This window comes from Shouchella sp. JSM 1781072 (assembly GCF_041949915.1).
Classification (GTDB): domain Bacteria; phylum Bacillota; class Bacilli; order Bacillales; family Bacillaceae_D; genus Shouchella.
Genome location: NZ_JBHFQE010000001.1, coordinates 1,682,466 through 1,709,126, shown reverse-complemented (window position 1 = coordinate 1,709,126; position 26,661 = coordinate 1,682,466). Strand labels below are relative to the sequence as shown.

The window sequence follows — 26,661 nt, the reverse complement described above, 5'->3', positions numbered from 1 at the left end:
TAGAGAAGAGTGGAAATCATGCCTTTTAAACTAGTTGTCATTTTTTCGCTAGTGATCTTTTGGTATATTTCCTATCCCTTTCTCTTGAAAGGGATTTTTTTATGGTGAGTACAACTATTTGAGGAGGCAGAAAAAATGAGTGGAGTTAGAAGTTCAAGCTTAGGTTTTCCAAGAATTGGGGAGCAACGTGAGTGGAAAAAAAATTTAGAAGCCTATTGGAATCAAAAACTAGCGCAAGACGACTACGTAAAAAAACAGAAAGAGTTACGTTTGAATCATTTACAAAAACAAAAGGATGCAGGGCTTGACTATATACCTGTCGGCGATTTTTCTCACTATGACCAGGTACTTGATACAGCAACAGCATTTGGCTTAGTACCTGATCGCTTTGACTATGAAGGTGGAAGCGTTGATTTAGATACGTATTTTGCGATTGCTAGAGGCAGTGAGCATGCGGTTGCTGCTGAAATGACAAAATGGTTCGACACAAATTATCACTATATCGTACCTGAACTTGATGGTAGAGAGCCGGAGCTCGTAAACAATCGCTGGTTAGATTTAATTGAAGAAGCGAAGCAAGAACTAGGGGTAACCGGAAAGCCAGTAATCTTGGGCCCTGTAACATTTGTTAAGCTATCAAAACAATACGGCAGTCGTTCATTTGTTGATCATGTTCGAAGCTTATTGCCTTTATATACAACCGTTTTAAATCAGCTGGCAGAGGCTGGGGTAGCGTGGATTCAAGTAGATGAGCCTATTTTAGTTGGGGATATGAGTGAGGAAGAATGGTCGATTACTGAAGAAGTCTATACATGGTTCTCAGAGTCAGCACCAAAAGCGAACCTTCTACTACAAACCTACTTTGAAGGAGTTGATGATTTTAGTCGTTTGACGAAGCTACCTGTTGCTGGTATAGGATTAGATTTTGTTTATAGTGATAGTTTACAAAAACTAAAGCAACATGGATTCCCGAAAGAAAAAACATTAGCAGTTGGGCTAATTGATGGTCGAAACATCTGGCGTACAGACTTAACGAAGACACACGCCATGGTAGAAGAACTTTCAAAAATAGTTGGGCAAGAACAATTAATTCTTCAACCTTCTTGTAGTTTGCTTCATGTGCCAGTGTCACTAAAACATGAACAAAAGCTGCCTGAAGATTTAAAAGCTGCCTTATCATTTGCTGAAGAAAAATTAGCAGAGTTGAATGAACTTAAAGCAGTCTTAAATCAGCAGCAAGACGTGAAACAGCTACAAGTTGGAAAGCGGGCGATTGATACGTTAAACCAATCGGCAAGTCGCACAAACCAAGAAGTCCGTACCGCTTTAGATCTCAGCAAAACGGAAGATTCTAAAAGAGCGGTTCCTGCGGATAAACGTATGGAACTTCAACAAGAAGTCTTTCAACTCCCGCCATTACCGACTACAACAATTGGTAGTTTTCCGCAATCAGCAGACGTTCGAAAAACGAGGTTGCAATGGCGAAAAGGGGAAATTACGAATGAAGCCTATGAGTCCTTTATTAATGCTGAAATTGAGCGTTGGATTGAGATTCAAGAAGAGATTGGTTTAGATGTCCTTGTGCACGGAGAGTTTGAGCGTACCGATATGGTCGAATTTTTTGGCGAGAAGCTAGGTGGTTTTGAATTTACATCAAATGGATGGGTTCAATCATACGGTTCAAGATGCGTGAAACCGCCTGTTATATTCGGGGACGTCTTTTTCCAAAACGATATGACTGTCAAAGAAACATTAGTCGCACAATCGAAAACATCGAAACCGGTCAAAGGGATGTTAACAGGTCCTGTCACGATTTACAACTGGTCGTTTCCACGGACTGACCTACAAGCAGAAGATGTGGTGAATCAAATTGCCCTTGCATTGGAAAAAGAAGTGCTCGCTTTAGAGAGAGCAGGAATTACGGTCATTCAAGTAGATGAACCTGCATTAAGAGAAGGGTTACCTTTAAAGAGAGAGAAGTGGAAAGCCTATTTAAATCAATCTGTTAAAGCATTTCAGCTCTCTGTAAAATCGGTTGAGCCGCAAACGCAAATTCATACGCATATGTGCTACTCCGACTTTCAAGATATTATTCAAGCGATAGACGGACTTGATGCAGACGTTATTTCAATCGAGATGTCACGAAGTCATGGAGAGCTCATTACAGCGTTTGAAGACTATACGTATAGCAAAGGGATTGGGCTAGGGGTCTATGATATTCATAGTCCACGTGTACCAACAGAAGAAGAAATGGAAACAAGTATTAATCGCGCCCTGCAAGTTCTTGATCAACGCATTTTCTGGGTTAATCCAGACTGTGGCTTAAAAACAAGAAAAGAAGCTGAAACCGTGGAAGCACTTAAAGCGATGGTGAAAGCAGCGAAAGCGAAACGGTCTCAACTCGTTCAGTAACGCACAAAGAAAAAGCTTATCAATTTAATGATAAGCGTGAGATGTACGCTCGAGGTCTTCTTGATCGCAAGCGTACATCTTTTTTATGCATTTAAGTTTGTTGAATCAGTTGGCTTATCTTTCTTACCAGCGCTTCTTGCCCCTTCAATTCCGAGAAACACACACATTACGAAAAGGATAAAACAGATCACAGAAAGCAAGTAGTTTTGCGCCATGAAGTTCGAGTAAAGCATAACGAGAAGAGCGCTCGTTGTAACGATAAACATGAAAATCATGGGAATGATGACGAACAAGGCTTTTGACTTTGTTTTAACAAGCCACATCGTGACAGCTAAAAGAGCTAAAGCTCCAAGCATCTGGTTTGCGGCTCCGAATAACGGCCAAACCGTTTGCCATGTTCCAGATAATGCAAGGGCGGTTGCCCCGATTAAACCAGTAATTGTCGCAAAATGCTTATTCGATAAAAGTTTAACATTGATGCTATCGCCTAATTCAGAAACCGTGTACCGCATTAGCCGTGTAGCAGAGTCAAGTGTGGTCATTAGAAATGCGGACGCTGCTAGTGCAGTAAACGTAATACCAGCTTGAACAGGCAAGCCCCATGTGCTCATAAACTCACCAATTCCTAAAGAAAACACACTAATTGGATCATTGTATTGAGCCATAAGCGCTGAGAATTCCCCCATCGTTAAGTAAGCAACCGAACCAATGGCAATAATAGCCACGAACGCCTCTAAAAGCATCGAACCATACGTAACAAAGCGTCCATTTTTCTCATTGTCCAATTGTTTAGAAGTCGTCCCAGAAGAAACGAGGGAGTGGAAGCCCGAGATGGCCCCGCAAGCAATGGTAATAAATAAAATTGGAAATAAAAATCCAAGTTGGTCGTTATAAAACCCAGTAAATGCAGGCATTTGAATCGTCGGTCTAGCGATTAATAGTCCTAAAAAAGCACCACCAATTAAGAAATATAGCATGTAAGAATTCAAATAATCACGTGGCTGAAGCAAGAGCCAAACAGGTAAAACAGATGCGAAATACGCATAGATAATTAAAATAAAAGACCATGCTGTTGCGCTTAATTCAAGTGGGAAGGTAAGACCCACCCAAATGGCTCCAACCATGGCAATCGTCCCAAGAATCGTTGCTGTTATGAGATTCATTCTTACCTGGTTAACAAGCACACCAAACACCATAGCAACCGCGATAAAGAGTAATGAAGCCGTTGCAGCACCTGGAAATGAAACAAAGGTATTGGCAACTAATATGACAAACACGCCCACAATTAAAATCAGTGTCGCGATGGCGAAAGAGAGAAACATGAGTTGTCCTCGTCGTCCCATGTATTCTTTAATGACTTCCCCGATTGATTTTGCTTTATGACGAACAGACGCTTGGAGCGATGCATAATCATGAGTTCCACCAACGAAAATACTTCCAATCATAATCCAGATTACAGCAGGTAACCAACCAAACACGATCGCGGCAATTGGACCAGTAATAGGCCCTCCCCCAGCAATCGTGGTAAAATGGTGACCGATTAATACAGGAGTTTTAGTTGGGATGTATTCTTTCCCGTCGTATAACATATGCGCAGGTGTTTTACGACTACTGTCTATTTTTAATCGTTTTTCTAAATATTTTCCGTATGTAAAATAAGCGACTATTAAGATAGCACCACAAATTAACATAAGCGTGACAAAATTCATATTGTTACCCTCGCCTTCTCATTATTCCGATATTGCCTCAATAAATGGCTGAATAAACGGATTGCCTTTCTTGTTTATAATTAATCTCTGTTCAGGTATGGAGAGGACGCCAAGATAACGTTCATACCAGCCTGATTTTCCCCATTGAATAAACGAAACTTTTCTCGTTCTCTTTGCTTTTTTCTCTAACGTCATACTTGGCGTTGTTTTCAACAAGAAGATGCCAATATAAATGGAAGACATATGACTCGTACGGTCGCTTTTATGTTGGTGGATATAACAATCTAATTCTTGTTTGAATTGTTCGAATTCTTCGATGGTACCTTCGTTTGCTTCATATAAAAAAATGTGTTGATTGTTTTCAACACTCCATACGGTTACGTTTTTTGTAAACATATACCGATCGTCTCTTCGGTAATAATGAGCGCTAAACCGCAGTGGAAGGTTTTCTAGCTTGTCATTTGCATAAACGTCAAATTGATGTTTTAGCGTATTTTCTAGTTGATTTATAAACCGTTCCGCCTTCGTAATTAACACCTCCTACTAAAACTTGATTATAAGTGAATGATTCTTATTATAAGGACGATCTATTAAAAGTTCAATACTTTCTGTTAATTTAATGCTGAATAATTCACGTCATCGATTAACATTGCAAAAGTTTTAAAAAAAGTTAGTAGGGAACAGAACTAGAAAATGATTTATGAAAGGGGAATTCTAATGAAATTATATATTAATGGTGAATGGGTTGGCGAAAACTTAGAGCAAGTTGATATTACAAACCCAGCTAATGGAGAAGTGGTTGACCAAGTACCAAAAGGTGGCACAGAGGAAGCGAAGTCGGCGGCAGATGCAGCTGCTGAAGCATTTAAAACATGGTCAAAGCTTTCCACGTATGAACGTAGTGAGAAATTAGAATTGTGGCACCAATACATTGAAGAACACACCGAAGAGTTAGCAACATTAATGACAAAAGAGCAGGGGAAAGCCATTAAAGAGTCTCGTGGTGAGATTGGTTATGCGAATTCTTTTATTAAATGGTATGCAGAAGAAGGAAAGCGAAACTATGGAGAAACGATTCCTGCTTCCACAGACGATAAGCGATTGTTTGCGATTAAGCAGCCAGTCGGTGTCGTAGCAGCCATTACCCCGTGGAATTTTCCAGCAGCAATGATTACGAGAAAAATTGCACCTGCATTAGCAGTGGGCTGTACAGCTGTAATCAAGCCTGCTTCGCAAACCCCGTTAACGGCATTAAAGCTAGCAGAGCTTGCTGAAAAAGCAGGAATCCCTGCTGGCGTAGTGAATGTTGTTGTAGGTTCATCAAGTGATATTTCGAAAGTATGGCAAGAAGATCAACGTGTTCGAAAGCTTACGTTTACAGGCTCAACCGAAGTAGGAAAAACACTGATGAAAGATTCAGCAGAAACGATGAAGAAAATTTCATTAGAGTTAGGTGGCCACGCACCGGTGATTGTTTTTAAGGATGCCGACCTTGATCGAGCAGTTGAAGATACGATTGCATCTAAATTTCGTAACGGTGGACAAACGTGCGTGTGTGCAAATCGTATCTATGTCGAAGAGTCCATTGCTGATGAGTTTACGAACAAAACGAAGGCAGAAGTGGAGAAATTAACAGTAGGAGACGGATTAGATGAACATACTGATATAGGTCCACTTGTTGATCAAGATGCTGTTGATAAAGTCTTGTCTCATATAGCAGATGCGAAAGAAAAAGGCGCTACCGTCGTTACAGGCGGCACGAATACGGAGGGGCTTTTCATGGAGCCTACCGTGCTCGCAAATGTGACAGATGACATGGCGTGTATGATTGAGGAAACATTCGGCCCAGTCGCGCCAATTACGACATTTAAACAAGAAGAGGAAGCAATTGAGCGAGCAAATGATACCATTTTCGGCTTAGCCGCTTATGTATTCACGAAAGATATCAATCAAGCGATTCGTGTTACAGAAGCGCTAGAATATGGAATTGTTGGACTTAACGATGGTGGTCCATCGGCTGCACAAGCGCCGTTTGGTGGCTTTAAGCAAAGTGGAATTGGACGTGAAGGTGGTCGACAAGGTATGGATGAGTACCTAGAAACCAAATACGTATCGTTTAAGATGTAGCAAACACACACCTAGGGAATTAAATCCTAGGTGTGTTTTTTATGAAATTAAGGTTGTGCATTAAAAAGTATTAGTGTACTATTTAAGTAGAACACTAATGCAGGGATAGGGGGAACAAACAAACATGACAGATTTTCCGTTACAAATTAAAGGTCTTAATAAGTCATTCGGAAAAAATCATATTATTAAGGACATGAGTTTTCAGTTAAAACGAGGGCAAATTTATGGTTTTTTAGGTCCGAATGGCTCTGGAAAGACAACGACGATTCGAATGATTGTGTCGCTTATCGCCCCAGATTCAGGGGATGTCATTATTGAGGGGAACAATATTCGGACAAATCGAAAACAAGCATTGTCGAAAATCGGTGCAATTGTTGAAGACCCAGACTTATATGGTTATTTAACAGGGCAGCAAAACCTTGAGCACTTCGCTCGATTGAGTAACCAGGTCATTTCAAAAGAGCGTATAAAAGAAGTGGTTTCTTTAGTCGAGCTTGAAGGGGCAATGAAGAAGAAAGTAAAGTCTTACTCATTGGGAATGAAGCAACGGTTAGGAATTGCGGTGTCGCTTTTGCATCGTCCTTCTGTGTTGATCTTGGATGAACCAACCAATGGTTTAGATCCGAAAGGCATTCGAGATCTCAGGTCGTATTTACAACGGTTAGCCAAGGAAGACGGGGTGACACTACTCGTTTCTAGTCATCAACTAAGTGAAATTGAAACGCTATGTGACCGTGCGATTGTTATTAAAAAAGGTGAAGTAGTAGACGAGATTTCAATGAGTGACGATGAACGCACCGAGCAAACCTTAACGGTGAAAATTGAAGCAAAACCAGCCACAAAAGCGTTTGAAATTTTATCAACGTATGGGGCGGTTAAACAAAATGGAACGGCGGTTGAATTAGAAAAACAATCGTATGAAGAGATCCCAAACATTGTAGCAGCACTTATTAATGAACAGGTTCACGTTTACGGCGTAACGTATCAAAATCGTTTAGAGGATGCGTACTTTACGCTCACCGAAGAGCGAGAGGAGGAAGTATCATGATAGGCATTTTATACAATGAATGGCTGAAGTCTTGGTACGGACGAAAAGTCTGGGTATTTATCATCGTCATGGGCGTATTTCTTGCAGGTGCTGTGGGGCTTTCCCTTTTAACACAGGCTAACATGGGAGAACCCATGAATGCCGGAGTATTTGCAGAAATAAGCGTGTCTTTGTTTCCTATGTTTGTCATGTTGTTCGGTGTCGTCTTGATTGCAGGTGCAATTGCAGGAGAATTTGCAAATGGCACAATTAAACAATTGCTAATTAGACCGACTTCACGGCATGCCTTACTGTTTGGCAAATGGTTTGGGAACTTACTTTTCTCTCTCTTTATGTTTTTTGCGATTGTCATCGTTTCCGTTGTGACAGGCTTATTTATTTTCAGTACCGAAGGGTTATCGATTACAGAGATGTTTTCTAACGTTTTTGAAATGGCGCTTTATCAGTTGCCGACTGTTGTATTTTATATTGCGCTAGCGACACTCATTGCTGTTCTGACAAAAAGTACCGCGTTAACCATCATTATTACGTTCGCTCCGATGTTCTTTAGCAGTTTAGTCCAGCTATTTATCTCGCAGTATGACTGGTCAAAGTGGATCATCGTATCGCATGTTGAATTTTTCGGGAATTATTATTCAGCGGACATGGCGTTTGGGACACCACCTTTTGAAAGTATGTGGGCTTCGCTAGCATTCTTATTTGCACACATCGTAATCATTTTACTGGTAGCTCATCTTGTATTTAAAAAACGAGATGTGCTTTAATGGAAGAGTCAGGCGTTTTTAGACGCCTGGCTTATTGCTTTAGAAAGGGGGCGATGGCGTTTGTCAATACAGTTTGATCCGAACAAAGCCATTTATGCCCAGATTGTTGATTCCTTTTACCAACAGATTTGTAGCGCTGAGCTAGCGCCTGGTAATAAACTACCTTCTGTCCGCGAAACAGCACAAAATTTAAAAGTAAATCCTAATACGGTGTCTCGAGCTTATCAAGAGATGGATCGGGAAGAAGTAACATTTTCAAAACGTGGACAAGGGACATTTGTAACAGAAGATTTAGCAAGAATCCGATCATTAAAAGAAGCGCTTGCGCAAAAACAATTAAATGAGCTTGTGAAGTATATGCGCAAACTGGGCTATGACGATGAAACCATGATAGAGGCTCTTACGAAAACAGTAAAGGAGGTGAGAAGTTGATGAGAGTTGAAGTCAAAAATGTACATAAAAACTATGGACGTAAACAGGTATTTAATGATTTATCTTTTCGTTTTGATCATAATCATTTTATCGTTTTGTTAGGCGCAAACGGCTCCGGTAAATCAACATTGCTTAAGATGTGTGCAGGATTAGCGCCATTTTCAAAAGGAACGATTCAATTAAATGATCAAAAGGAACGGATCGATCGAGCGCAACAAGCTAGTTATGTAGCAGAACAAGCAGGTTTCCCGATCCATCAATCGGCGGAAGTGATCATTGATCAACAACAAAAGCTGTATTCTGATTTCAATAAAGATCAAGCGCTACGTTATTGTGAAGACATGAATGTTCCAATTCAAACCAACTGGGCTTCACTTTCTACGGGGCAACGTCATCTTCTATCTTTAATTATAGCCATTTCAACACAAAAGCCGTTTTTATTTATTGATGAGCTGCTTGCGAATCTAGACACCACCAAAAAAGAAGCGATGCAACAAATGTTAACAGATTTCTTGCTTGAAGGCGGTCGTACCATTGTGATGGCTACGCATGCGTATGAAGATGTGGAGATGCTTGCTGATGGAGCCATTTTTATAGAGGGGAACGGTGTTAGAACCATTCCAGATCTAGAGGAGTGGCGGACTGAGTACAGCGCTTCACTCCGAGATTTATTTGCAAGGGTGGGGAGAGAATGAAGGCATTTGTTTTTTTTCTAAAAAGAGATTTGCGCTTGCTTTTGCCAGTTAATGTAATAGCAGCGATCATTTTTTTTGTCATGATGGTAGCAGCGAGTGTCATTCGTGTGCGTTTTGGACAACCGTTTGATGCAGTAGATATGACGTTAGTGTTTGTCCTTTTAGTTTATTATTTTTTCTTAGCCTCAATATTAATTATTGCTGAGTCTGTCTGGAGAGAATGGCGGAAAGGGACGCAAATACAGTGGTATCTTGCACCTGGATCTGTTCATGTGAAATTATTTTCCAAAATGCTATCCACTTATGTTTGGTTGAACGTTCAGTTTTTGTTTGTGGCAATTGTATTACTAACGTTTATTCAATTTGCGGCAACAGATGGCATGATTGGAGAATTCTTTCAAGATTTTGGATCGATCGTAAAGTATCCACTACAAGCATTTTGGATGGCTTTTATCGTTCAGTTTCTTTCGCTCGTTTCGGTGCTTTTTCCAGCATTTATTTTTTTTGGTGTGAAGACTTGGGCGAAATATATCGTCCTTATTCCATATGGATTAATGGCTATCCTGCTCTATCCCTATCTAACATTTAAACTGAGTGAAACGGTAGACGAATCAGTATCTCTTACTATGGCTGCTTTTGAATCTGTATCTTCTGCACAAATGGTGTGGGACCTTGGCTTGCTCATTCTTCTCTATGCACTTATTGTATTGTTCCTTAAAAAGAAAATAGAGCTGTAAAAGATTGAAATGATGCAGTCATACCGATAGAATAAAAGGATCTAACGTTGAAAGTGAAGTGTATGTGTAATGAAGTTTAAGAAAGCAGAAACGATTAAGCTATTAGAAGAGTTAGTTCACATTCCAAGTCCGTCTGGCTACACTGAAGATGCGATAGCGTTTGTTGAAGCGTTTTTAAAAACGCACGAAATCTCTTATCGGAAATCAAACAAAGGTGCTTTAATTGCGACGATCGAAGGAGAAGACACGACTTCTCACCGAATGCTAACGGCTCATGTTGATACGTTAGGAGCGATCGTTAAAGAGTTAAAGCCGAATGGACGTTTAAGGTTAGATTTAGTTGGTGGATTTGCGTATCAGTCTATCGAAGGCGAATATGTGACGATTCATAAAAGCGACGGAACGACGGTTTCTGGAACGGTTGTTGTGCACCAGTCCTCTGTTCACGTTTATAAAGATGCGCGAACGATTGAGCGAACGCAAAAAAATATGGAAATTCGCGTCGATGCGAAAGTGGAGGATATAGAAGGTTTACGTCAGCTTGGCGTTGACGTCGGAGATTTTGTTAGTTTTGCACCGCGATTTGAACAAACTGAAACAGGGTTTATTAAATCAAGGCATTTGGATGATAAAGCAAGTGTAAGCTTAGTATTAATGCTGATGAAAGAGTTAAAAGCAAGTCAAATGAAGCTACCTTATACAACGCATGTCCTCATTTCAAATAATGAGGAAATTGGCTACGGGGGAAATGCGTCAATTCCACCTGAAGTTGTAGAGTATGTAGCGGTGGATATGGGCGCAATTGGTGATGGTCAGCAGTCTGATGAGTATACCGTTTCTATATGCGTGAAAGATTCGAGTGGTCCTTACCATTATGGCTTAAGAAATCACTTTGTACAGCTATGTAAGGATAATGAGATCCCGTACAAGTTAGACATTTATCCTTATTATGGGTCAGATGCATCGGCTGCCATTCGTTCGGGTCATGATATTGTTCATGGACTCATTGGACCAGGTATTGAAGGCTCTCATTCAATGGAGCGAACCCACGAACAATCACTTGAAGCGACGTTCAATCTTTTATATGCGTACATGACAACTTCAATGAATCATTAAAAAAGCTGCCCACTTGGGCAGCTTTTCTTATGAACGAACATCCGATGTTTGTTTTGTATATGCACGTAACATCCAAGCATGTTTTTCAATAGTTTCTTTTAATCCAATTAACATATCTTCTGTAGCATCATCATCTAAAGAACCACATACATCGATTCCTGATTTCAACTCATCTGCTAGCTTCTCATAGTCACTAACTAAGTCTGCGACCATATCATCTGCATGTAAGTTTTTATTTCCTTCGTCAATAGACGACAGCTTTAAGTATTCTTCCATTGTTGCAACAGGGTAGCCTTTAATAGCGAGTAATCGCTCAGCTAACTCATCAACCGTAGCGCCTGCTTCATTGTAAAGCTCTTCAAATTTCTCATGTAGTGTGAAAAAGTGAGGGCCTTTCACATACCAATGATAATTGTGGAGTTTCACATAAAGAACACTCCAGTTTGCTACTTGTTTGTTTAAAACAGATTGAATTTTCTCTTGTGCCATTATAAAATCCTCCTACTAACGTTGTGTACAGATACTATTCCCCCTGTACAAATTTCTAAACAAACGCTAAAGCAATTCATAACGAAATGTCCCGCCATGTATGTGGGTAAACATTGTCCCTGCAGCTTGTAGAAGTTCCTCTGCGTTATGTGCAATGGATGAGTGGGAGAAGTAAAAACACTGAACAGCTTCTGTTGTATGTGTATGTGTAGTTGTGGTCGCATCAACATAGAAAGGTGAAGCGACTTCTTTATTTTGATCATAAAGCGAATGTCCTTGTTTATAAATTGGTTTAGTTAATGAATGTGTATCGTGCAACGTAATAGGTAATTGATACTCCATCATAAAAAAGCGATTTAAATCAATGCCCGACTGTTCTGGTGTGAAAAATTTAGCTTCTTTTACGGCTTGAAAAATTTTTTCGTGATGGGAAAAGGGAGGGTTTTTCGTTAATTCTTTATCGACGAGCTCCATATGAAGAAGCTCTTGATGGAATTGCAGTCTTCCTTTTAACATCGTTGATGACTCACTTATTTGTATCTGATGATAATGAATAATTCCTATTTCCACGGTTGTTCCTCCAAATTCTCCATTGACATTTACTTTCCTATTATGATTCTGTATGCTAGAAGAAATCAAACGTTTTGGTGAAAAAGGAAGAAATCAAATGAATGTTGAGTTACTAAAGCATAAATTACTCGAATACAGTAAAACGATCGGTATTGATAAAGTAAGGATCACGACAGCAGATCCTTTTTTGTCGTTAAAAGATCGCCTCATCACCCATCAAGAAAAAGGCTATGCATCGGGATTTGAACACCCTCATCTTGAAGAACGGATAGACCCTAGCCTAAGTTTAAAAGAAGTTCGAACGATTATTTCAATTGCCGTAGCATATCCGTCCAAACTTTCACATTCACCAAAAAGTGTAAAAGGTGAAAGAAGGGGGTTTTTCTCCCGCTCGTCTTGGGGTATAGACTATCATGATGTTTTGAATGATCGACTAAAAAAAATTGAAGATTTTCTAATGCAAGAGTGCGGATCAATTGAAACGGTCCGAATGGTTGATACAGGCGCTTTATCTGATCGAGCAGTCGCAGAAAGAGCTGGTATCGGCTGGAGTGCAAAAAATACATTTATTATTGCGCCAGAGCTAGGCAGCTATGTTTTTCTAGGGAACTTACTAACGACAATCCCTTTTCCTGTTGATGAACCGATAGAAGATTTATGTGGTTCCTGTCAAAAATGCATTGATGCTTGTCCAACTGGTGCACTTGTAGAGCCTGGTGTTTTAAATGCTCAAGCCTGTTTATCTTATCAAACTCAGACAAAAGGGTTTATGCCTGACGAGTATCGTTCAAAAATCGGAAATTACTTGTATGGATGGGACACCTGTCAGCTTGTATGCCCATATAATAGAGATCAGGACCATCATCAGCACGTTGAAATGGAACCCGATCCAGAGAAGATAAAGCCTTTGCTTATTCCTCTACTGACGATGAGTAATAAGGCATTTAAAAAAGAATTCGGTCATATGGCAGGGTCTTGGCGAGGAAAGAAACCCATCCAGCGGAATGCAATTATTGCTTTAGCACACTATAAAGAAAAATCCGCGCTTCCTACGTTGCTTCACCTATTAACTGAAGATCCAAGACCTGTCATTCGGGGAACGTCTGCATGGGCAATTGGAAAAATAAGTGAAAGTGAACACGAGAAGAAGGCATTAGAGGATGCGAAATTGAATGAACAGGATGAAGATGTGAAAAATGAAATCGAAAAGGGTCTTGCGTTTTTAAAGCAGAAAGGCGAATAGAGAAACGGGGGAGTGACATGCACGTCATGACAAGGTTTTATGTGAAAGAGGTTCATACTCCGATAGGGCTTTTGACGATTGTTTCCTCAGATAAAGGATTAACGCATCTTAGTTTTGGTCCTTTAAATAAAGCGAATTTGGCAGCTCGATTAGCTCGATTTGGAATGAAGCCCGAATGGTTAGAATTAGGAGAAAATGAATCGTTGCTAGCAGCTGAACAATTAATGGAATACTTTAACGGCGAGCGACAGGAATTTGATGTATCAATCGACTTAATTGGGACCCCTTTTCAGAAAAAAGTGTGGTCTGCATTAAATACAATTACTTATGGTGAAACAAAAAGCTATAAAGAGATTGCGGAGATGATTGGAGCCCCAAAAGCTGTTCGCGCAGTAGGCGGTGCGAACAATCAAAATCCCCTTCCAATTATCATTCCATGTCATAGAGTAATTGGTTCAAACGGAGCCATGGTTGGCTATGGTGGGGGTTTAACAAATAAAGAACGGTTGTTATCATTAGAATCAAAGATGAAAATTTCATAAAAAAACATGGCAGTCACGCGCACTGCCATGTTTTTTTTGACATGTTCAAAGACTTTTTAAATACATATAAGGAAGAGCTAGTATTAAAGGACACTTCCTCATAGCCTTGCTTTGCATAAAACGGAATGTTTGTAGCTCTTGTTTCACACATAAGTTCGTGACATGAACGATTTAATGCTTCTTGCTCCACTGTTTTTAGCAGAAGCTTACTAATACCTTGACCTTGATACGCAGGATCAACGCTTAAGCGAAAAAACGTACAAACATGCTGATTTTGCGCGTAAAAGATGCACCCAACAATTCGATTGTCTTTCATACAGACAAATGCTTCTTCATGCCTTGAAAGACGTAAAGCGATGGAAAGTCTCGTTTCATGCAACGCAGATGCAGTAACAGGATCATGTCTGTAGATTTGAAAAGACGTTTGAATTAAGTGATGAATTGGTTGACAATCAGTCATAACGGCTTTGCGTATCAAGATCATTCGCTCCATTTCAATATAAGGTAATCATAATTATACATCTGTATTAATTTTTATTCAAATCTTTTTTGAGGTGATTGTTAAAATGAAGAAAAAATGGCTAGTCCCTCTACATGCTAGAGTAAAACAACTAAATACCGCTTATTTAAATGGAAACCAAGGAAAAGATTTGCCCGAAAAAGACCGAGTTGCGTTTGTAAAAGATGCAGAAGAATTAAATGAACGAGGCGCGGAAGTCGTTAGTGCAAAAATAAAAGGTGACGTCTTAAATGCTGTGACCTTTGATTCATTAACCCAAGTCGATTATTTTATCGTGCTTGACCGTTTAATTAAACAAGGAGAGCGGACGTATATGGAAGAACGAACAATGCGAAGGCGCGCCTTTTTCGAAGGAAGCGTTCTTGTAGAGGATCAATGTCAAACGATTTATCCATTATCTTTGCAAGAACGTGGCGAGCGACGGACCGGCAACATTGTTCGAGATGAACAGTCTAGCTACAATCGTAGAAATGCAGTTCGTTATGCAGAGCAATGGTGGGATGATTACAATCCTGCTTTCGTGCGCTTTGAAGACAACTGCACAAACTACGTTTCACAATGCTTATATGCAGGTGGTGCGCCGATGACTAGTAAAACGGCAAAACAACGAGGCTGGTGGTACGAAAATGAAAAAAGAATGAGTTTAAGCTGGTCTGTTGCACATTCGTTTAGATGGCATTTAAGCGGGGCAACAACAGGGTTAAGAGGCGAAGAAAAAAAGATGGCCCGCGATCTTCTTCCAGGTGATGTAATTTGCTACGACTTTAATGGAAATGGAAAATGGAACCATTGTGCGATTGTGATTGCGAAAGATGCGAATAATGAACCGCTTGTTAATGCCCAAACGATCAACAGTCGCTATCGCTATTGGACGTATCAAAATTCACCCGCTTATACAGAACAAATTCAGTATAAATTTTTTCATATCACCGTTTAAACAGGGTCTGACGATTCTGTTTTTTCAATGTTTGTCAGCATCCCGTTTCATGTGTAATATAGAGAGGGAACGTAAGCCATTCATAAAGGGTGAACGCATGTGAAATGGAGAATGTACGCACAAGCTCTATGGATAATCGCGCTATTTTTAGCTTTTGCTGCAGTTTTTGTCGATCGAAATGGTATGTTCCTAATAGGAATTATTGCCTGCGTATTAGGTTCCACAATTTTTTATATAAAAAGCAAAAAATAAATAGAGGTGCACGAAAAATGGGATTGCATATTGTACTTTATCAACCAGAAATACCTGCGAACACGGGAAATATTGCACGCACATGTGCTGGCACAAACACAACGCTACACTTGATTCGACCACTGGGCTTTTCAACAGATGACAAGATGTTAAAACGTGCAGGTTGTGATTACTGGCCAAATGTAAAGATTCATTACTATGATTCAATTGACGAATTGTTCCAACGCTATCGTCAAGGAGAGTTCTTTTTTATTGAAACGATAGGGCAACATCATTATAGTGATTTCGATTATACCAACACAGAGGCGGAGTACTTTTTTGTATTCGGTAAAGAAACGACAGGATTGCCGCAAAAATTAGTAGAAGAGCGGAAAGAGCGGTGCTTTCGCATTCCGCAAACTGATGTGATCCGCTCGCTCAATTTATCAAATACAGCTGCAATTGTCATTTATGAAGCGTTAAGACAACAAGGTTTCCCGACGCTGAAGTAATTTTTTTAAAGAGGTAGACTTGCAATAAATGTATTGTATAACCGAAATACCACAAATAAAATCGTAAACAAAAATGCCGCCCAAAAAAATAAATGAAAGCAAATAAATCCAATTAAGCCTGGGATTGTTAACGATTCAGCAATACGATAAACAACAAACACAATGTAGGCAAACGAAGCAACTAGAAATGCTAATAGAACGACGATGATGAAGGGATGTAGAACGAGAGCAACGATGCTGCCGATAAAATAAATCCATTGGCCTCCTTCTGTCTTGCTCCCACTATTGCTTTCGTCAGCTTTGCTGGAAAAGAATAAAAACGAAAGAGAATTGACGGTATCCGCAATTAATTTTAGTGCTGAAAAGATCATGAAAAACAGCAACATCAGCATGAGAATAAGGCCGATTCGAATTTCGTTTATGGAGAGAAGATCTGCCATGCCGTCTAAAATTCCATTTTGTTCAAGCCAATCGATTGCAAGTCGTTGGCCGTATAAGGCAAACGACAAACTAAATAAAAAAATGCTTATTAAAGGTAGATGTCCAGTTAAGTATCGGTTCATATTAATCTCCTATATGTACGAATAACAAATCATTGAAGCGCTTGTCCAAAACAATAGGACAAGCGCTAACTTGTTTATTCACCTTTATAATGGTGGATCACTTCATAGGCGTGAAGTTCATTTGCGCTGGCAGCTGGCTTTTGATCAGTAGATTTGTCGGTATTTTTGTGGGCTTTTGCAAAAGATTCACTTGCTAGCCAATTTTCATAGTCTTGCTTTGAAGCCCATTTTGTGAAAACGACTTCTTTTTTTTCATCGTCTTGATTTGATAAAAACATAAATTCTAAGCAACCGTCTACTTTTGCCATATTGTCGGATGCCTTTCCAAAGCGCTCCTGCAGCATTTTTTTCTTTTCAGGTGTAACGTTGAGTTCGTTCATAACGATGTACATGTTTGATTTGCTCCTTTTTTTATCAAGATTTCGTGTTTTTTGTAAGAGAATGACTTTTCAATCTGATAGAACTTGGCTATAATAAAAGAGAGCGTTTACGCCCCTTGCAAGGAGGACTTTTTATGAGAACGTTTCTAATGATGAGTGTCTGTGTCGTCTTTTTAGTCTCCATTTTTGCTGGAGGTTATGAGGAAAACCCTCACAAACGATAAAGACCAAGAAAACCGGGAAACCGGTTTTTTTAATTTTACCGAACTGCTGCTTCCCATATCTTCATTGCTGGTCGATTTGGCGACAAATCCTCTACATGACCACGATCTCTACCAACCCAAACAGAAGCTGTATAAGCATCTGTGAGCCCAGAGAAAGTTAAATCTCGATACTCATTGGATGTTCCTGTCTTCCCACCCACATAGCCATTCGTTGCAAGCGTGATATCTCGACCTGTTCCAGACTGCACCACTTCGCTCATTAACGTGCGAAGCTTATCATTTGTTTCATTGCTCCAAATTTGTTGTGGCTCTTGCGTTGGCCATTCATAGATGATGTCATTATGCTCGTCATACACCCCTTTTATCGCCTTTGCAGGAGTGAATGCGCCGTCGTGAGCAAAGGTTTGGTATGCTTGGACCATTTCATATACAGACACATCAACAGTTCCTAGCGCAATCGAAATGTCTCGTTCTTCTGCATTTAATTGTTTAAATTGAAACGGTTCAAGATAACTTATACCTGTTTGAATCCCAATTGAATCTAATAAGTATTGTGCAGGGATGTTGTAGGAATGTTTAAATGCTTCTCGTAACGTGACGTTGCCTGGCTTTACATCATTGTAATTTGAAATACAGCCTAACGAGCGGTTTGTTTTTTCTTGTTCCGTACAATTTTCTCTAGGGTTTCCGTTGACGACTTTATCAATGGAATCATGCGTTTCTTCAAAGTAGGGAGCAAAGACGATTAAAGGTTTGAATGCGGAACCGTGTGAGCGATAGGAATCTAGCGCAAGCATAAAATTGCCTTTTTCATAATCACGACCGTGGCTCATGGCGACGATCGACTGATCATCGTTTCGAATCACCATGCCAGCACCTTCTACATCAGACGGAAGTTCATGATAGAAACTCTCTTTTAATGTAGTTTGTCGATCAGGTTCAAGTGCTGTTTCAATTTTTATGCCTTGTTTAAGCAAGTCAGCTCGTCGGTCTTTCGCTTCCTCTTCGCCTAAGCCATCTACAGCTTGAATTAAAGCGACAAGTTCTTTCTCAACATAATCGGTATAATCGGGATACAAGTTTCGTAGATTTGAACGTCGAAGTTCGATTGTCTCCGCTTTTGCTTCCTCATACTCCTCATCGCTAATAAATTGTTCCTCTTTCATTTTAAGCAAGACCCATTCTTTTCGCTTGTTCGTATTATCAATCGCGTTAAAAGGGTCATAGATCGTCGGATTATTAGGAATCGCCGTTAAGAATGCTATTTGTGCTAAAGAAAGTTGTTCAGCGTTTTCGCTGAAGTATAGTTGACTTGCAGCTTCAATGCCGTAAGCGTGGTTACCGAAATAAATAGAATTCAAATATAATTCTAATATTTCTTCTTTTGAATAGCGTTGCTCAAGTTCATGGGCATAGAGGATTTCACTTACTTTTCGTTCGTACGTTTGCGAATGATCTAAGAAAATATTGCGAACCATTTGCTGGGTAATCGTGCTAGCCCCTTGATCAATTTCACCACTGCTTACATTGGTAATAACTGCACGAGCAATACCAGACGCATCAAATCCCGGATGCTGAAAAAAGCGTCGATCTTCTGTCGCTACAAAAGATTGAAGTGCAAACTCAGGCATGTGTTCATAAGGTAAATAGTTTCGGTTAACACCGCCTTCTGAAGCCATTTCTGCGACAATTTGTCCGTTGCTTGCAACGATGGAGCTATTTGAAGAAAGATAAAGAATCTCATCATCAATATGTGTGCCAACAACTTGACCAATCGTTTGGACGCTGCCTACCTCTGCAGAAGTGGAGCGGAAAAAAAATACACTACTTAGAGCAAACAATCCAATAAAAAACCAGCCAAAAAAAGTTTTCATTGCCATACTCACTTTCTATCCAACGTATAAGTAAGTATATCATTCTTTTCGTGGCGCGGACAGTCTCGCCTTTTCAGAAAAAGAAGCATGTTCATTTGATTCAATGCATATCGTTAATTAATCTCGCTTACACGAGGATGGAGGTATACGAGTTGAATATCTTAAACAAAATTGAACAGTACCGTGACAATGAGGAACGCTTACGCTGGGAAGGAACGTTTGCTGAATACTTAGACCTAATCAAAGAAAAGCCGTGGGTTGCACAGACCGCTCACTCTCGTGTGTACAATATGATAAAAGACGCTGGCGTGGAAGAGAAAGATGGAAAAAAAGAATACTCATTTTTTAAAGACTCCATTTATGGACTAGAAGAATCGTTAGAAAAGTTAGTAGAAGAATACTTTCATTCTGCTGCGAAACGATTGGATGTACGAAAGCGAATTTTATTACTTATGGGTCCTGTGAGTGGAGGGAAATCTACCCTCGTTACGCTCTTAAAAAGAGGATTGGAAGACTATTCCCGAACAGAAAATGGTGCTGTATATGCGATAAAAGGGTGCCCGATGAATGAAGATCCGCTCCACCTTATTCCGCTCCATCTACGAGAAGACTTCCAAAAAGAATTTGGCATTAAAATTGAAGGGAATCTGTCTCCTTTAAATATGATGCGATTGGAACAAGAGTATGAGGGACGGATTGAAGATGTAGTCGTTGAACGTGTCTTCTTTTCCGAAGATAAACGAACGGGCATTGGAACGTTCTCACCATCCGATCCAAAATCCCAAGACATTGCCGATTTAACAGGTAGCATTGACTTTTCGACGATTGCAGAATATGGATCTGAATCCGACCCCCGCGCCTATCGATTTGACGGCGAACTAAATAAAGCAAACCGTGGCATGATGGAGTTTCAAGAGATGCTCAAATGTGATGAAAAATTCCTATGGCATCTACTATCCTTGACGCAAGAGGGGAACTTTAAAGCAGGAAGATTTGCGCTCATTTCAGCCGATGAACTCATATTGGCCCACACGAACGAATCAGAGTACAAATCGTTTATTTCGAATAAGAAAAATGAGGCGCTCCATTCCCGAATCATTGTCATGAAAATTCCATATAACTTAAAAGTGTCTGAAGAAGAAAGAATATACAAAAAAATGATTGCGGATAGTGATCTTTCACATGTCCATATTGCGCCGCATGCACTCAAAGTTGCGTCTATTTTTACGATTTTGACTCGTTTAAAAGCGTCGCATAAAGCGGGGATTGACCTCGTTAAAAAGATGAAGCTTTATGACGGAGAATCAGTAGAAGGATTTAATCAACAAGATGTAAAAGAACTACAGTCGGAATTTAATGACGAGGGCATGAGCGGGATTGATCCGAGGTATGTTATCAACCGCATCTCTTCAGCGATTATTCGGAAACAGCTAACGTCCATTTCAGCACTGGACGTCTTGCGTTCAATCAAAGAAGGATTGGATCAACATGCGTCCATTTCAAAAGAAGACAAAGAACGTTACACCGATTACATTACCATTGCACGTAAAGAGTATGATCTCATTGCCAAAGAAGAAGTTCAAAAAGCGTTTGTGTATTCGTATGAAGAATCGGCGAAAACGCTGATGGATAATTATTTGGATAATGTAGAAGCGTTTTGCAATAAAAATAAGTTAAGAGATCCGCTTACTGGTGATGAAATGTCACCTGACGAAAAATTAATGCGCTCGATTGAAGAACAAATTGGCATTTCTGAAAATGCGAAAAAAGCATTTCGAGAGGAAATTTTAATTCGCATCTCTGCTTATGCGCGTAAAGGAAAACGTTTTGAATATAATTCTCATGAACGCCTTCGTGAAGCGATTCAGAAAAAGCTATTTGCGGATTTAAAAGATATTGTAAAAATAACAACATCCGTGAAAACACCAGACGAATCTCAGTTGAAAAAGATGAATGATGTAATCGCGCGACTGATTGATGAACATGGCTATAACTCGGTTTCGGCAAACGAATTATTAAGGTATGTCGGCTCTCTTTTAAACCGATAATAGAACAAAAAGGCCCTCACTATGTCAAGAGGGTCTTCTTGTTCTTTTTTGCATTTAGTGGTAATTTATGAATAGAATGTTGGCATTTAAGAAAGTGAGGAGCGTTTTTGGCTGAAAATAGTGTGAAATCAGAGGCTTGGGGATGGGTAAAGGCGATTGCAATTGCATTAATTATCGCATTTGTAGTCCGGACGTTTATTGTTACAAGCTTTGAAGTTCGTGGTGAGTCCATGGTACCAACTGCCGAAGACGGCGAACGATTCATTGTGAATCGACTAGCGTATCAATTCGGTGATCCTGATCGATTTGATTTAATTGTGTTCCATGCAACGGAAGAAGATAGCTATATTAAACGTATCATTGGGTTACCTGGGGATACGATTCGTTTTGAAGAGGATCAACTATTTATTAACGACGAGCAGGTGGATGAGCCGTTCTTAGACGAAATCCAAGCAGCTTACAGTGGACAACAATATACAAATGACTTTGAATATGATGAGGTTGTTCCAGAAGATCACGTGTTTGTAGTAGGCGACAATCGCCCAAATAGTCATGATAGTCGTGTTTTTGGTGCAGTTCATGAAGACGAAATCATTGGTAGAGTAGGCTTGCGTTTTTGGCCGCTATCGGAATTCGGTTTTATGGAATAATTGAAATGGAAGTAAAAAGTGCTCATAGAGCGCTTTTTTTGTTTTGGTAGCAGTAAATGCGAAAAATTGATTTGAAAAATGAATCATTCATGAAAGCATTTATGTATTATGAATCATTTTGATTTTTCCATATAATAGACGTATCACGCGAGGAGGCGTTCTGATGATCATCGGTTTGCATCATGTACAAATAACCATTCCAACGGGAGAAGAGAAAAGGGCATTCGCATTCTATCATACCTTTTTAGGATTAAAACAAATTGATAAACCTGCAAGCCTGGCTGGTAGAGGAGGGTTTTGGCTAACGCTTGGAGATGTTGATGTTCATGTAGGAACAGAAAAGGACGTTGATCGTTTGCAAACAAAAGCACACCTTGCCTATCAAGTAGAGGATCTGCAAGATTGGAGACGAAAACTCACTCAAACAGGAATTGAAATTTTAGAAGGCATACCGATTCCGGGATTTGATCGGTTTGAATTCCGTGATCCTTTTGGGAATCGAGTCGAGTTAATTCAAGCTAAGTAAGTGAAAATCTAAGTGTGTGACTGAAAGGTTTAGCTTGTCCTCTTACAATTAATTAGCAACTCTTGTGCAAGTGAAACATAGGATAAGTTAAGGCAAAGAAATCAATCCAATCCTATACTATGTGCAAGAGTATCATCGTGTGCAAAAACGTTAATGGTAGGAGGGCAAGAATGGAAAAAAACGATAAGCACCAGTACATTGTCTCTGAGGAAAACTGGTCCCTCCATCGCAAAGGATTTCAGGACCAACGTCGTCACCAAGAAAAAGTTCAAGATGCCATAAAGAAAAATTTACCTGACCTAGTCAGTGAGGAAAATATTGTTCTTTCAAACGGGAAAGACGTAATTCGCATTCCAATCCGTTCCCTTGATGAATATAAGATCCGCTATAATTATGATAAGAATAAACATGTTGGCCAAGGAAAAGGCGATAGTAAAGTTGGCGATGTTGTTGCTCGTGATCCAAATGGTGATAAACAAGCCGGAGCTGGTAAAGGTCAAGGCGCTGGAGATCAAGCAGGGGAAGACTACAATGAAGCAGAAGTTTCCATTGCTGAACTAGAAGAAATGATGTTTGCAGAGATGGAATTGCCACATCTTCAGAAAAAAGAAGAGCAAGAAATCGTTATTGAAAATATCGAGTTTAACGATATACGTAAAAAAGGCCTGATGGGTAATGTAGATAAAAGGCGAACGATCCTTGCAGCAATCAAGCGGAACTCACTCGCTGGAAAAGCAGGAATCATGCCAATTTATAATGAAGATCTTCGTTTTAAGACGTGGAATGAAACGATTAAACCTGAATCCAAAGCGGTTGTAATTGCAATGATGGACACAAGCGGTTCCATGGGACGGTTTGAAAAATATGTTGCCCGTAGCTTCTTTTTTTGGATGACTCGCTTTTTAAGAACCAAATACGAAAAAGTAGAAATTGAATTTATTGCCCATCATACAGAAGCAAAAGTAGTAAACGAAGAAGACTTCTTCTCAAAAGGTGAAAGCGGGGGGACGATATGTTCTTCTGCCTATCGGAAAGCTCTTGAACTCATTGATGAAAAATACAATCCATCCGCTTACAACATTTATCCGTTTCACTTCTCAGATGGCGATAATTTAACGTCGGATAATGCACGTTGTTTAAAATTAGTCAAACAGCTGATGGACCGCTCCAATTTATTTGGCTATGGCGAAATCAATCAATACTCTCGTAACTCGACATTAATGGGCGCTTACAAAAATGTAAACGATCCACGGTTCATGCACTACATTCTTAAAGAAAAAGGGGACGTTTATCATGCCCTTAAGCATTTCTTTCAAAAAGAGGATCAGCAAGTAAACGCATAATTGACTCTTGTTTTTAGTCAGAAAACATTGATAAGTGGACGGTGATCATTGTCACAAAAAAACAATTGACTTCTGTGAGAGGACTCGTGTATAATCACCTCTAACTTCATTTGTTCGTAATGCGTAGATCGGAACAAGTAGGCGAAAGAATATGTAAAGAGAGTTGGTTTCATCGGCTGAAAGAACCAACCATTCCTTCTTTTGTTGAACCCTATTCCAGGAGCAATTGGCAAAACCAATCGTCTCATTGACGTTATCAATGTTAAGTGGGCATCGTAGGATGCTAACAAAGGTGGTACCGCGGAGCTCTTCCGTCCTTATTTAAGGATGGAAGGGCTCTTTTTTCGTGAAGGGGGAGAAAAAATGCAGGGAACGATTGTCATAAAAATTGGAAGCAGTAGCTTAACAACCGCTACGGGACAGTTAGATGAACAACAGCTTAACAGTCATGTTGAGGCAATGGTATTTTTAATGAAACAAGGGTACCGCATTGTGCTTGTGACATCAGGCGCAGTAGCAGCAGGGTTCTCAAGCTTAGGATTTAAACGAAAGCCAAAAGGGATTGCGCAAAAACAAGCCTCAGCAGCAGTTGGACAAAGCTTACTCATGCAAGCATATATGGATGCCTTTAAACAGCATGACTATATTGCAGCACAGCTGTTAATCACACGAGCTGATTTTGCTGATCAACAACGATTTTCTAATATCTCTCAAACGATTGGAGAATTAGTCAAACGAGGAGCGATCCCCATTATTAATGAGAATGACTCGACATCAATAGAAGAGTTAACCTTTGGGGACAACGATCGTTTATCTGCTCTTGTTAGTGGGATTGTGCATGCGGATATGCTTTGCTTGTTTACTGATGTGAATGGCGTTTATGATCAGAATCCATTTTCCTATCCGAACGCAAAAAAATATCATTATCTCTCAGAAGTACCTGAAACCCTTTTAGAAGCGATGGATCAAACCACATCTGATGTTGGTACAGGTGGAATGTTCTCGAAACTGTCAGCAGCAAAAATAGCCATCGAACTTGGAGCAAACGTTTTTATTGGAACCGGAGAAGGGGAAGAGAAGTTTGCCGATGTGTTAGTAGGCAAAGGAGATGGCACGTATCTTGGCTCTTTTGCGAAAAATGCAATGTCGATGACCAAACAATACATTTTATATCATAGTAGCCCGAGGGGAACGATTTTTATTGATGATGGCGCGGCAAATGCATTGTTAAAGCAGCACCGCAGTTTACTTCCCGCAGGAATTGTTGATGTGAACGGCTCATTTAACATCGGTGAAATTGTTGATGTGCGTAGAGAGAATAACGAGGTTATAGGAAAAGGCAAAGTGAATTTTACAAACGAAGAGCTTGATTTATTAAAAGGCAAAAATAGTGCTGAAGTAATAAAAGCAACAAGTCGGTCGAAAAAAGCTGTCATTCATCGTAATTTTTGGGTGGCAATGTAAAGGGGATAGAAGGATGGAAAAGGTCGAACAAATCGCTAAAAAAGCAAAGAAAGCAGCGCCAAGTATTGCCCTTGCGACGATAACTGCACGAAATGAAGCGTTAACCAAAATGGCTGACGCACTGCTAGATGAAAAACGCTTTTTGCTTACGGAAAATCAAAAAGATATTGACGAGGCGGAACAAAAGGGAACACCAAAACCATTAATTGATCGATTGTTATTAACAGAAGAGCGAATTGCAGACATGGCGGAAGGGATGCGACAGCTTGTTCAATTACCAGATCCAATTAATCAAACCCTTGAAACGATTGAACGTCCAAACGGATTAATTATGGAAAAACGAGTTGTTCCATTTGGTGTTTTTGGCATGATCTATGAGGCACGCCCAAATGTAACGGTTGATGCTTGCGCCCTTGCTATCAAAACTGGAAATGCAGTTGTGCTGCGAGGCAGTGCCAGTGCAATGAACTCAAATAAAGCCATTGTCACTGTATTAAAACAAGCGTTGACGAATAGCACGATTAATACGGCTTGTATTCAGTTGATTGACGATCCATCACGCGAAGAAGCGAACCGTTTTATGAAATTAAAAGGCGATATTGATGTTTTGATTCCAAGAGGTGGCGCATCGCTCATCCAAACAGTGGTGAACGAAGCCACGATACCCGTCATTGAAACTGGCGTAGGAAATTGTCATGTATATTTATCGAAGCACGCAGATTTAGAGCTAGCTACATCGATTATCGTCAATGCGAAAACCCAACGACCTTCTGTTTGCAACGCAAGCGAAACGTTGCTAATTGATCAAGCGTTTGCGGACCGTCACTTGCAAAAGATTGCGGAAACCTTAATAGAAGAAGGCGTCACGTTAAAAGGTGACGAAAAAGCCCGAGCGATTTTTCCACATATGTTACAAGCGGATGAACAAGACTGGCGCACCGAGTATTTAGATTTAACCCTCGCCATTCGATGTGTCGCAAATTTGGAAGAAGCGATTGACCACATTAATGAGTATGGAACAAAACATTCAGAAGCCATTGTCACGGAAAAGGATTCAGAAAGAGATTACTTCTTCCAGGCTGTCGATGCTGCAGTCGTCTATCATAATGCTTCAACGCGATTTACAGATGGGTTCGAATTTGGTTTTGGCGCAGAAATTGGCATTAGTACGCAAAAATTGCATGCAAGAGGACCGATGGGGTTACAAGCCCTTACGACCTACAAATATACCGTTAAAGGTACTGGGCAAATCAAGTGAAAACGAGAAGACAAGTGAAGAAACTTGTCTTTTTTGTATGGAAGTTAGAGGTGGAAGGACTGTTAAAAGAGATGAATCAATTTCAACTGGTTGGTGAGAGATATTTAGATAGTCAAGTCCAAATCACTGTGTAAAATTACGATACATTAACATCACTCTTGGATTTTCGGACTGTTGCTTTTCCCGTCGGAGTCACCATCGGCGCTAATGAGGAAGCATGCATGCAACTAATTATTTATATTTTCTG

At 40.0% G+C, this 26,661-nt stretch carries 27 protein-coding genes and 1 other annotated feature; of the genes, 19 read left to right on the top strand and 8 right to left on the bottom strand.

What is annotated here, in order from left to right; all coding sequences use genetic code 11:
• Positions 1 to 135 precede the first annotated feature (135 nt).
• Positions 136 to 2,412: a 5-methyltetrahydropteroyltriglutamate--homocysteine S-methyltransferase gene (metE, locus tag ACE1TH_RS09090; protein WP_375078763.1), complete on the top strand. Its 2,277-nt coding sequence runs from the start codon at positions 136 to 138 to the stop codon at positions 2,410 to 2,412.
• An 83-nt stretch (positions 2,413 to 2,495) separates the two neighbouring features.
• Here metE and ACE1TH_RS09085 read toward each other — a convergent pair whose 3' ends face one another.
• Both ACE1TH_RS09085 and ACE1TH_RS09080 read right to left on the bottom strand, forming a co-directional pair.
• Positions 2,496 to 4,121, bottom strand: coding sequence for a carbon starvation CstA family protein (locus ACE1TH_RS09085; RefSeq protein ID WP_375078762.1), 1,626 nt, complete (start codon positions 4,119 to 4,121; stop codon positions 2,496 to 2,498).
• A gap of 21 nt (positions 4,122 to 4,142) precedes the next feature.
• The gene (locus tag ACE1TH_RS09080; RefSeq protein ID WP_099300223.1) at positions 4,143 to 4,658 is read right to left on the bottom strand and encodes a DUF8052 family protein; all 516 of its coding nucleotides are present in this window, start codon (positions 4,656 to 4,658) and stop codon (positions 4,143 to 4,145) included.
• A 180-nt stretch (positions 4,659 to 4,838) separates the two neighbouring features.
• Here ACE1TH_RS09080 and ACE1TH_RS09075 point away from each other — a divergent pair, with 180 nt between their 5' ends.
• The 7 genes from ACE1TH_RS09075 to ACE1TH_RS09045 all read left to right on the top strand — a co-directional run bounded on the left by ACE1TH_RS09075 (position 4,839) and on the right by ACE1TH_RS09045 (position 11,040).
• Positions 4,839 to 6,248: an NAD-dependent succinate-semialdehyde dehydrogenase gene (locus ACE1TH_RS09075; RefSeq protein ID WP_375078761.1), complete on the top strand. Its 1,410-nt coding sequence runs from the start codon at positions 4,839 to 4,841 to the stop codon at positions 6,246 to 6,248.
• 124 nt (positions 6,249 to 6,372) lie between these two features.
• Positions 6,373 to 7,296 (top strand): ABC transporter ATP-binding protein, encoded by a 924-nt coding sequence (locus ACE1TH_RS09070; RefSeq protein WP_099300225.1) that lies wholly within the window; start codon positions 6,373 to 6,375, stop codon positions 7,294 to 7,296.
• A complete protein-coding gene (locus ACE1TH_RS09065; protein ID WP_375078760.1) occupies positions 7,293 to 8,060 on the top strand; it encodes an ABC transporter permease in 768 nt (255 codons plus the stop codon). Before ACE1TH_RS09070 ends, ACE1TH_RS09065 begins: the two co-directional genes overlap by 4 nt.
• 60 nt (positions 8,061 to 8,120) lie before the next feature.
• Positions 8,121 to 8,492: a GntR family transcriptional regulator gene (locus tag ACE1TH_RS09060; protein ID WP_255225005.1), complete on the top strand. Its 372-nt coding sequence runs from the start codon at positions 8,121 to 8,123 to the stop codon at positions 8,490 to 8,492.
• Entirely contained in the window at positions 8,492 to 9,187 is a 696-nt protein-coding gene (locus tag ACE1TH_RS09055; RefSeq protein ID WP_099300227.1) for an ATP-binding cassette domain-containing protein, read from the top strand. Before ACE1TH_RS09060 ends, ACE1TH_RS09055 begins: the two co-directional genes overlap by 1 nt.
• Positions 9,184 to 9,924: a hypothetical protein gene (locus ACE1TH_RS09050; protein WP_255225006.1), complete on the top strand. Its 741-nt coding sequence runs from the start codon at positions 9,184 to 9,186 to the stop codon at positions 9,922 to 9,924. Before ACE1TH_RS09055 ends, ACE1TH_RS09050 begins: the two co-directional genes overlap by 4 nt.
• A 69-nt stretch (positions 9,925 to 9,993) precedes the next feature.
• Positions 9,994 to 11,040: a M42 family metallopeptidase gene (locus tag ACE1TH_RS09045; RefSeq protein ID WP_099300229.1), complete on the top strand. Its 1,047-nt coding sequence runs from the start codon at positions 9,994 to 9,996 to the stop codon at positions 11,038 to 11,040.
• Between the two features lie 27 nt (positions 11,041 to 11,067).
• Here ACE1TH_RS09045 and ACE1TH_RS09040 read toward each other — a convergent pair whose 3' ends face one another.
• The gene (locus tag ACE1TH_RS09040; RefSeq protein WP_099300230.1) at positions 11,068 to 11,529 is read right to left on the bottom strand and encodes a Dps family protein; all 462 of its coding nucleotides are present in this window, start codon (positions 11,527 to 11,529) and stop codon (positions 11,068 to 11,070) included.
• A gap of 66 nt (positions 11,530 to 11,595) precedes the next feature.
• Entirely contained in the window at positions 11,596 to 12,099 is a 504-nt protein-coding gene (locus tag ACE1TH_RS09035; RefSeq protein WP_099300231.1) for a hypothetical protein, read from the bottom strand.
• A 97-nt stretch (positions 12,100 to 12,196) separates the two neighbouring features.
• Between ACE1TH_RS09035 and queG the strand changes: the two genes are divergently transcribed.
• Both queG and ACE1TH_RS09025 read left to right on the top strand, forming a co-directional pair.
• Positions 12,197 to 13,342, top strand: coding sequence for a tRNA epoxyqueuosine(34) reductase QueG (gene queG / locus ACE1TH_RS09030; protein ID WP_099300232.1), 1,146 nt, complete (start codon positions 12,197 to 12,199; stop codon positions 13,340 to 13,342).
• Positions 13,343 to 13,359: 17 nt separating this feature from the next.
• Positions 13,360 to 13,884, top strand: a complete 525-nt coding sequence (locus ACE1TH_RS09025; RefSeq protein ID WP_099300233.1) for a methylated-DNA--[protein]-cysteine S-methyltransferase — start codon at positions 13,360 to 13,362, stop codon at positions 13,882 to 13,884.
• 13 nt (positions 13,885 to 13,897) lie between these two features.
• Here the strand turns inward: ACE1TH_RS09025 and ACE1TH_RS09020 are convergent, their stop codons facing one another.
• A complete protein-coding gene (locus tag ACE1TH_RS09020; RefSeq protein ID WP_375078759.1) occupies positions 13,898 to 14,377 on the bottom strand; it encodes a GNAT family N-acetyltransferase in 480 nt (159 codons plus the stop codon).
• Between the two features lie 73 nt (positions 14,378 to 14,450).
• Here ACE1TH_RS09020 and ACE1TH_RS09015 point away from each other — a divergent pair, with 73 nt between their 5' ends.
• Together ACE1TH_RS09015 and trmL are read left to right on the top strand one after the other, a co-directional pair.
• On the top strand, positions 14,451 to 15,341 hold the full coding sequence (locus tag ACE1TH_RS09015; protein ID WP_255225009.1) for an amidase domain-containing protein: 891 nt from the start codon (positions 14,451 to 14,453) through the stop codon (positions 15,339 to 15,341).
• Positions 15,342 to 15,610: 269 nt separating this feature from the next.
• Entirely contained in the window at positions 15,611 to 16,084 is a 474-nt protein-coding gene (trmL, locus tag ACE1TH_RS09010) for a tRNA (uridine(34)/cytosine(34)/5-carboxymethylaminomethyluridine(34)-2'-O)-methyltransferase TrmL (protein ID WP_099300235.1), read from the top strand.
• A 5-nt stretch (positions 16,085 to 16,089) separates the two neighbouring features.
• On the opposite strand, the gene ACE1TH_RS09005 is transcribed toward trmL, so the two are convergent.
• From ACE1TH_RS09005 to ACE1TH_RS08995, 3 genes are all read right to left on the bottom strand, one after another.
• Positions 16,090 to 16,647 (bottom strand): DUF5366 family protein, encoded by a 558-nt coding sequence (locus tag ACE1TH_RS09005; RefSeq protein ID WP_255225010.1) that lies wholly within the window; start codon positions 16,645 to 16,647, stop codon positions 16,090 to 16,092.
• A 74-nt stretch (positions 16,648 to 16,721) separates the two neighbouring features.
• Positions 16,722 to 17,039, bottom strand: a complete 318-nt coding sequence (locus tag ACE1TH_RS09000) for an antibiotic biosynthesis monooxygenase family protein (RefSeq protein ID WP_099300237.1) — start codon at positions 17,037 to 17,039, stop codon at positions 16,722 to 16,724.
• 247 nt (positions 17,040 to 17,286) lie between these two features.
• A complete protein-coding gene (locus ACE1TH_RS08995) occupies positions 17,287 to 19,125 on the bottom strand; it encodes a transglycosylase domain-containing protein (RefSeq protein ID WP_375078758.1) in 1,839 nt (612 codons plus the stop codon).
• A 152-nt stretch (positions 19,126 to 19,277) separates the two neighbouring features.
• Between ACE1TH_RS08995 and ACE1TH_RS08990 the strand changes: the two genes are divergently transcribed.
• From ACE1TH_RS08990 to ACE1TH_RS08960, 7 genes are all read left to right on the top strand, one after another.
• Positions 19,278 to 21,173 carry a PrkA family serine protein kinase gene (locus ACE1TH_RS08990; RefSeq protein WP_375078757.1) on the top strand — a complete coding sequence of 632 codons (1,896 nt, stop codon included), beginning with the start codon at positions 19,278 to 19,280 and terminating at the stop codon, positions 21,171 to 21,173.
• A gap of 107 nt (positions 21,174 to 21,280) precedes the next feature.
• Complete coding sequence (gene lepB / locus ACE1TH_RS08985) at positions 21,281 to 21,823, top strand: signal peptidase I (RefSeq protein ID WP_099300240.1); 543 nt, start codon at positions 21,281 to 21,283, stop codon at positions 21,821 to 21,823.
• 163 nt (positions 21,824 to 21,986) lie between these two features.
• On the top strand, positions 21,987 to 22,349 hold the full coding sequence (locus ACE1TH_RS08980; RefSeq protein WP_255225014.1) for a VOC family protein: 363 nt from the start codon (positions 21,987 to 21,989) through the stop codon (positions 22,347 to 22,349).
• Positions 22,350 to 22,519: 170 nt separating this feature from the next.
• Complete coding sequence (gene yhbH / locus ACE1TH_RS08975) at positions 22,520 to 23,692, top strand: sporulation protein YhbH (protein WP_099300242.1); 1,173 nt, start codon at positions 22,520 to 22,522, stop codon at positions 23,690 to 23,692.
• A 115-nt stretch (positions 23,693 to 23,807) separates the two neighbouring features.
• Positions 23,808 to 24,014 (top strand) — a binding site (T-box leader).
• A gap of 41 nt (positions 24,015 to 24,055) precedes the next feature.
• Positions 24,056 to 25,156, top strand: a complete 1,101-nt coding sequence (proB, locus tag ACE1TH_RS08970; protein WP_099302069.1) for a glutamate 5-kinase — start codon at positions 24,056 to 24,058, stop codon at positions 25,154 to 25,156.
• Between the two features lie 13 nt (positions 25,157 to 25,169).
• The gene (locus ACE1TH_RS08965; protein ID WP_375078756.1) at positions 25,170 to 26,414 is read left to right on the top strand and encodes a glutamate-5-semialdehyde dehydrogenase; all 1,245 of its coding nucleotides are present in this window, start codon (positions 25,170 to 25,172) and stop codon (positions 26,412 to 26,414) included.
• Positions 26,411 to 26,548, top strand: coding sequence for a hypothetical protein (locus ACE1TH_RS08960; protein WP_375078755.1), 138 nt, complete (start codon positions 26,411 to 26,413; stop codon positions 26,546 to 26,548). Before ACE1TH_RS08965 ends, ACE1TH_RS08960 begins: the two co-directional genes overlap by 4 nt.
• Positions 26,549 to 26,661: the final 113 nt, after the last annotated feature.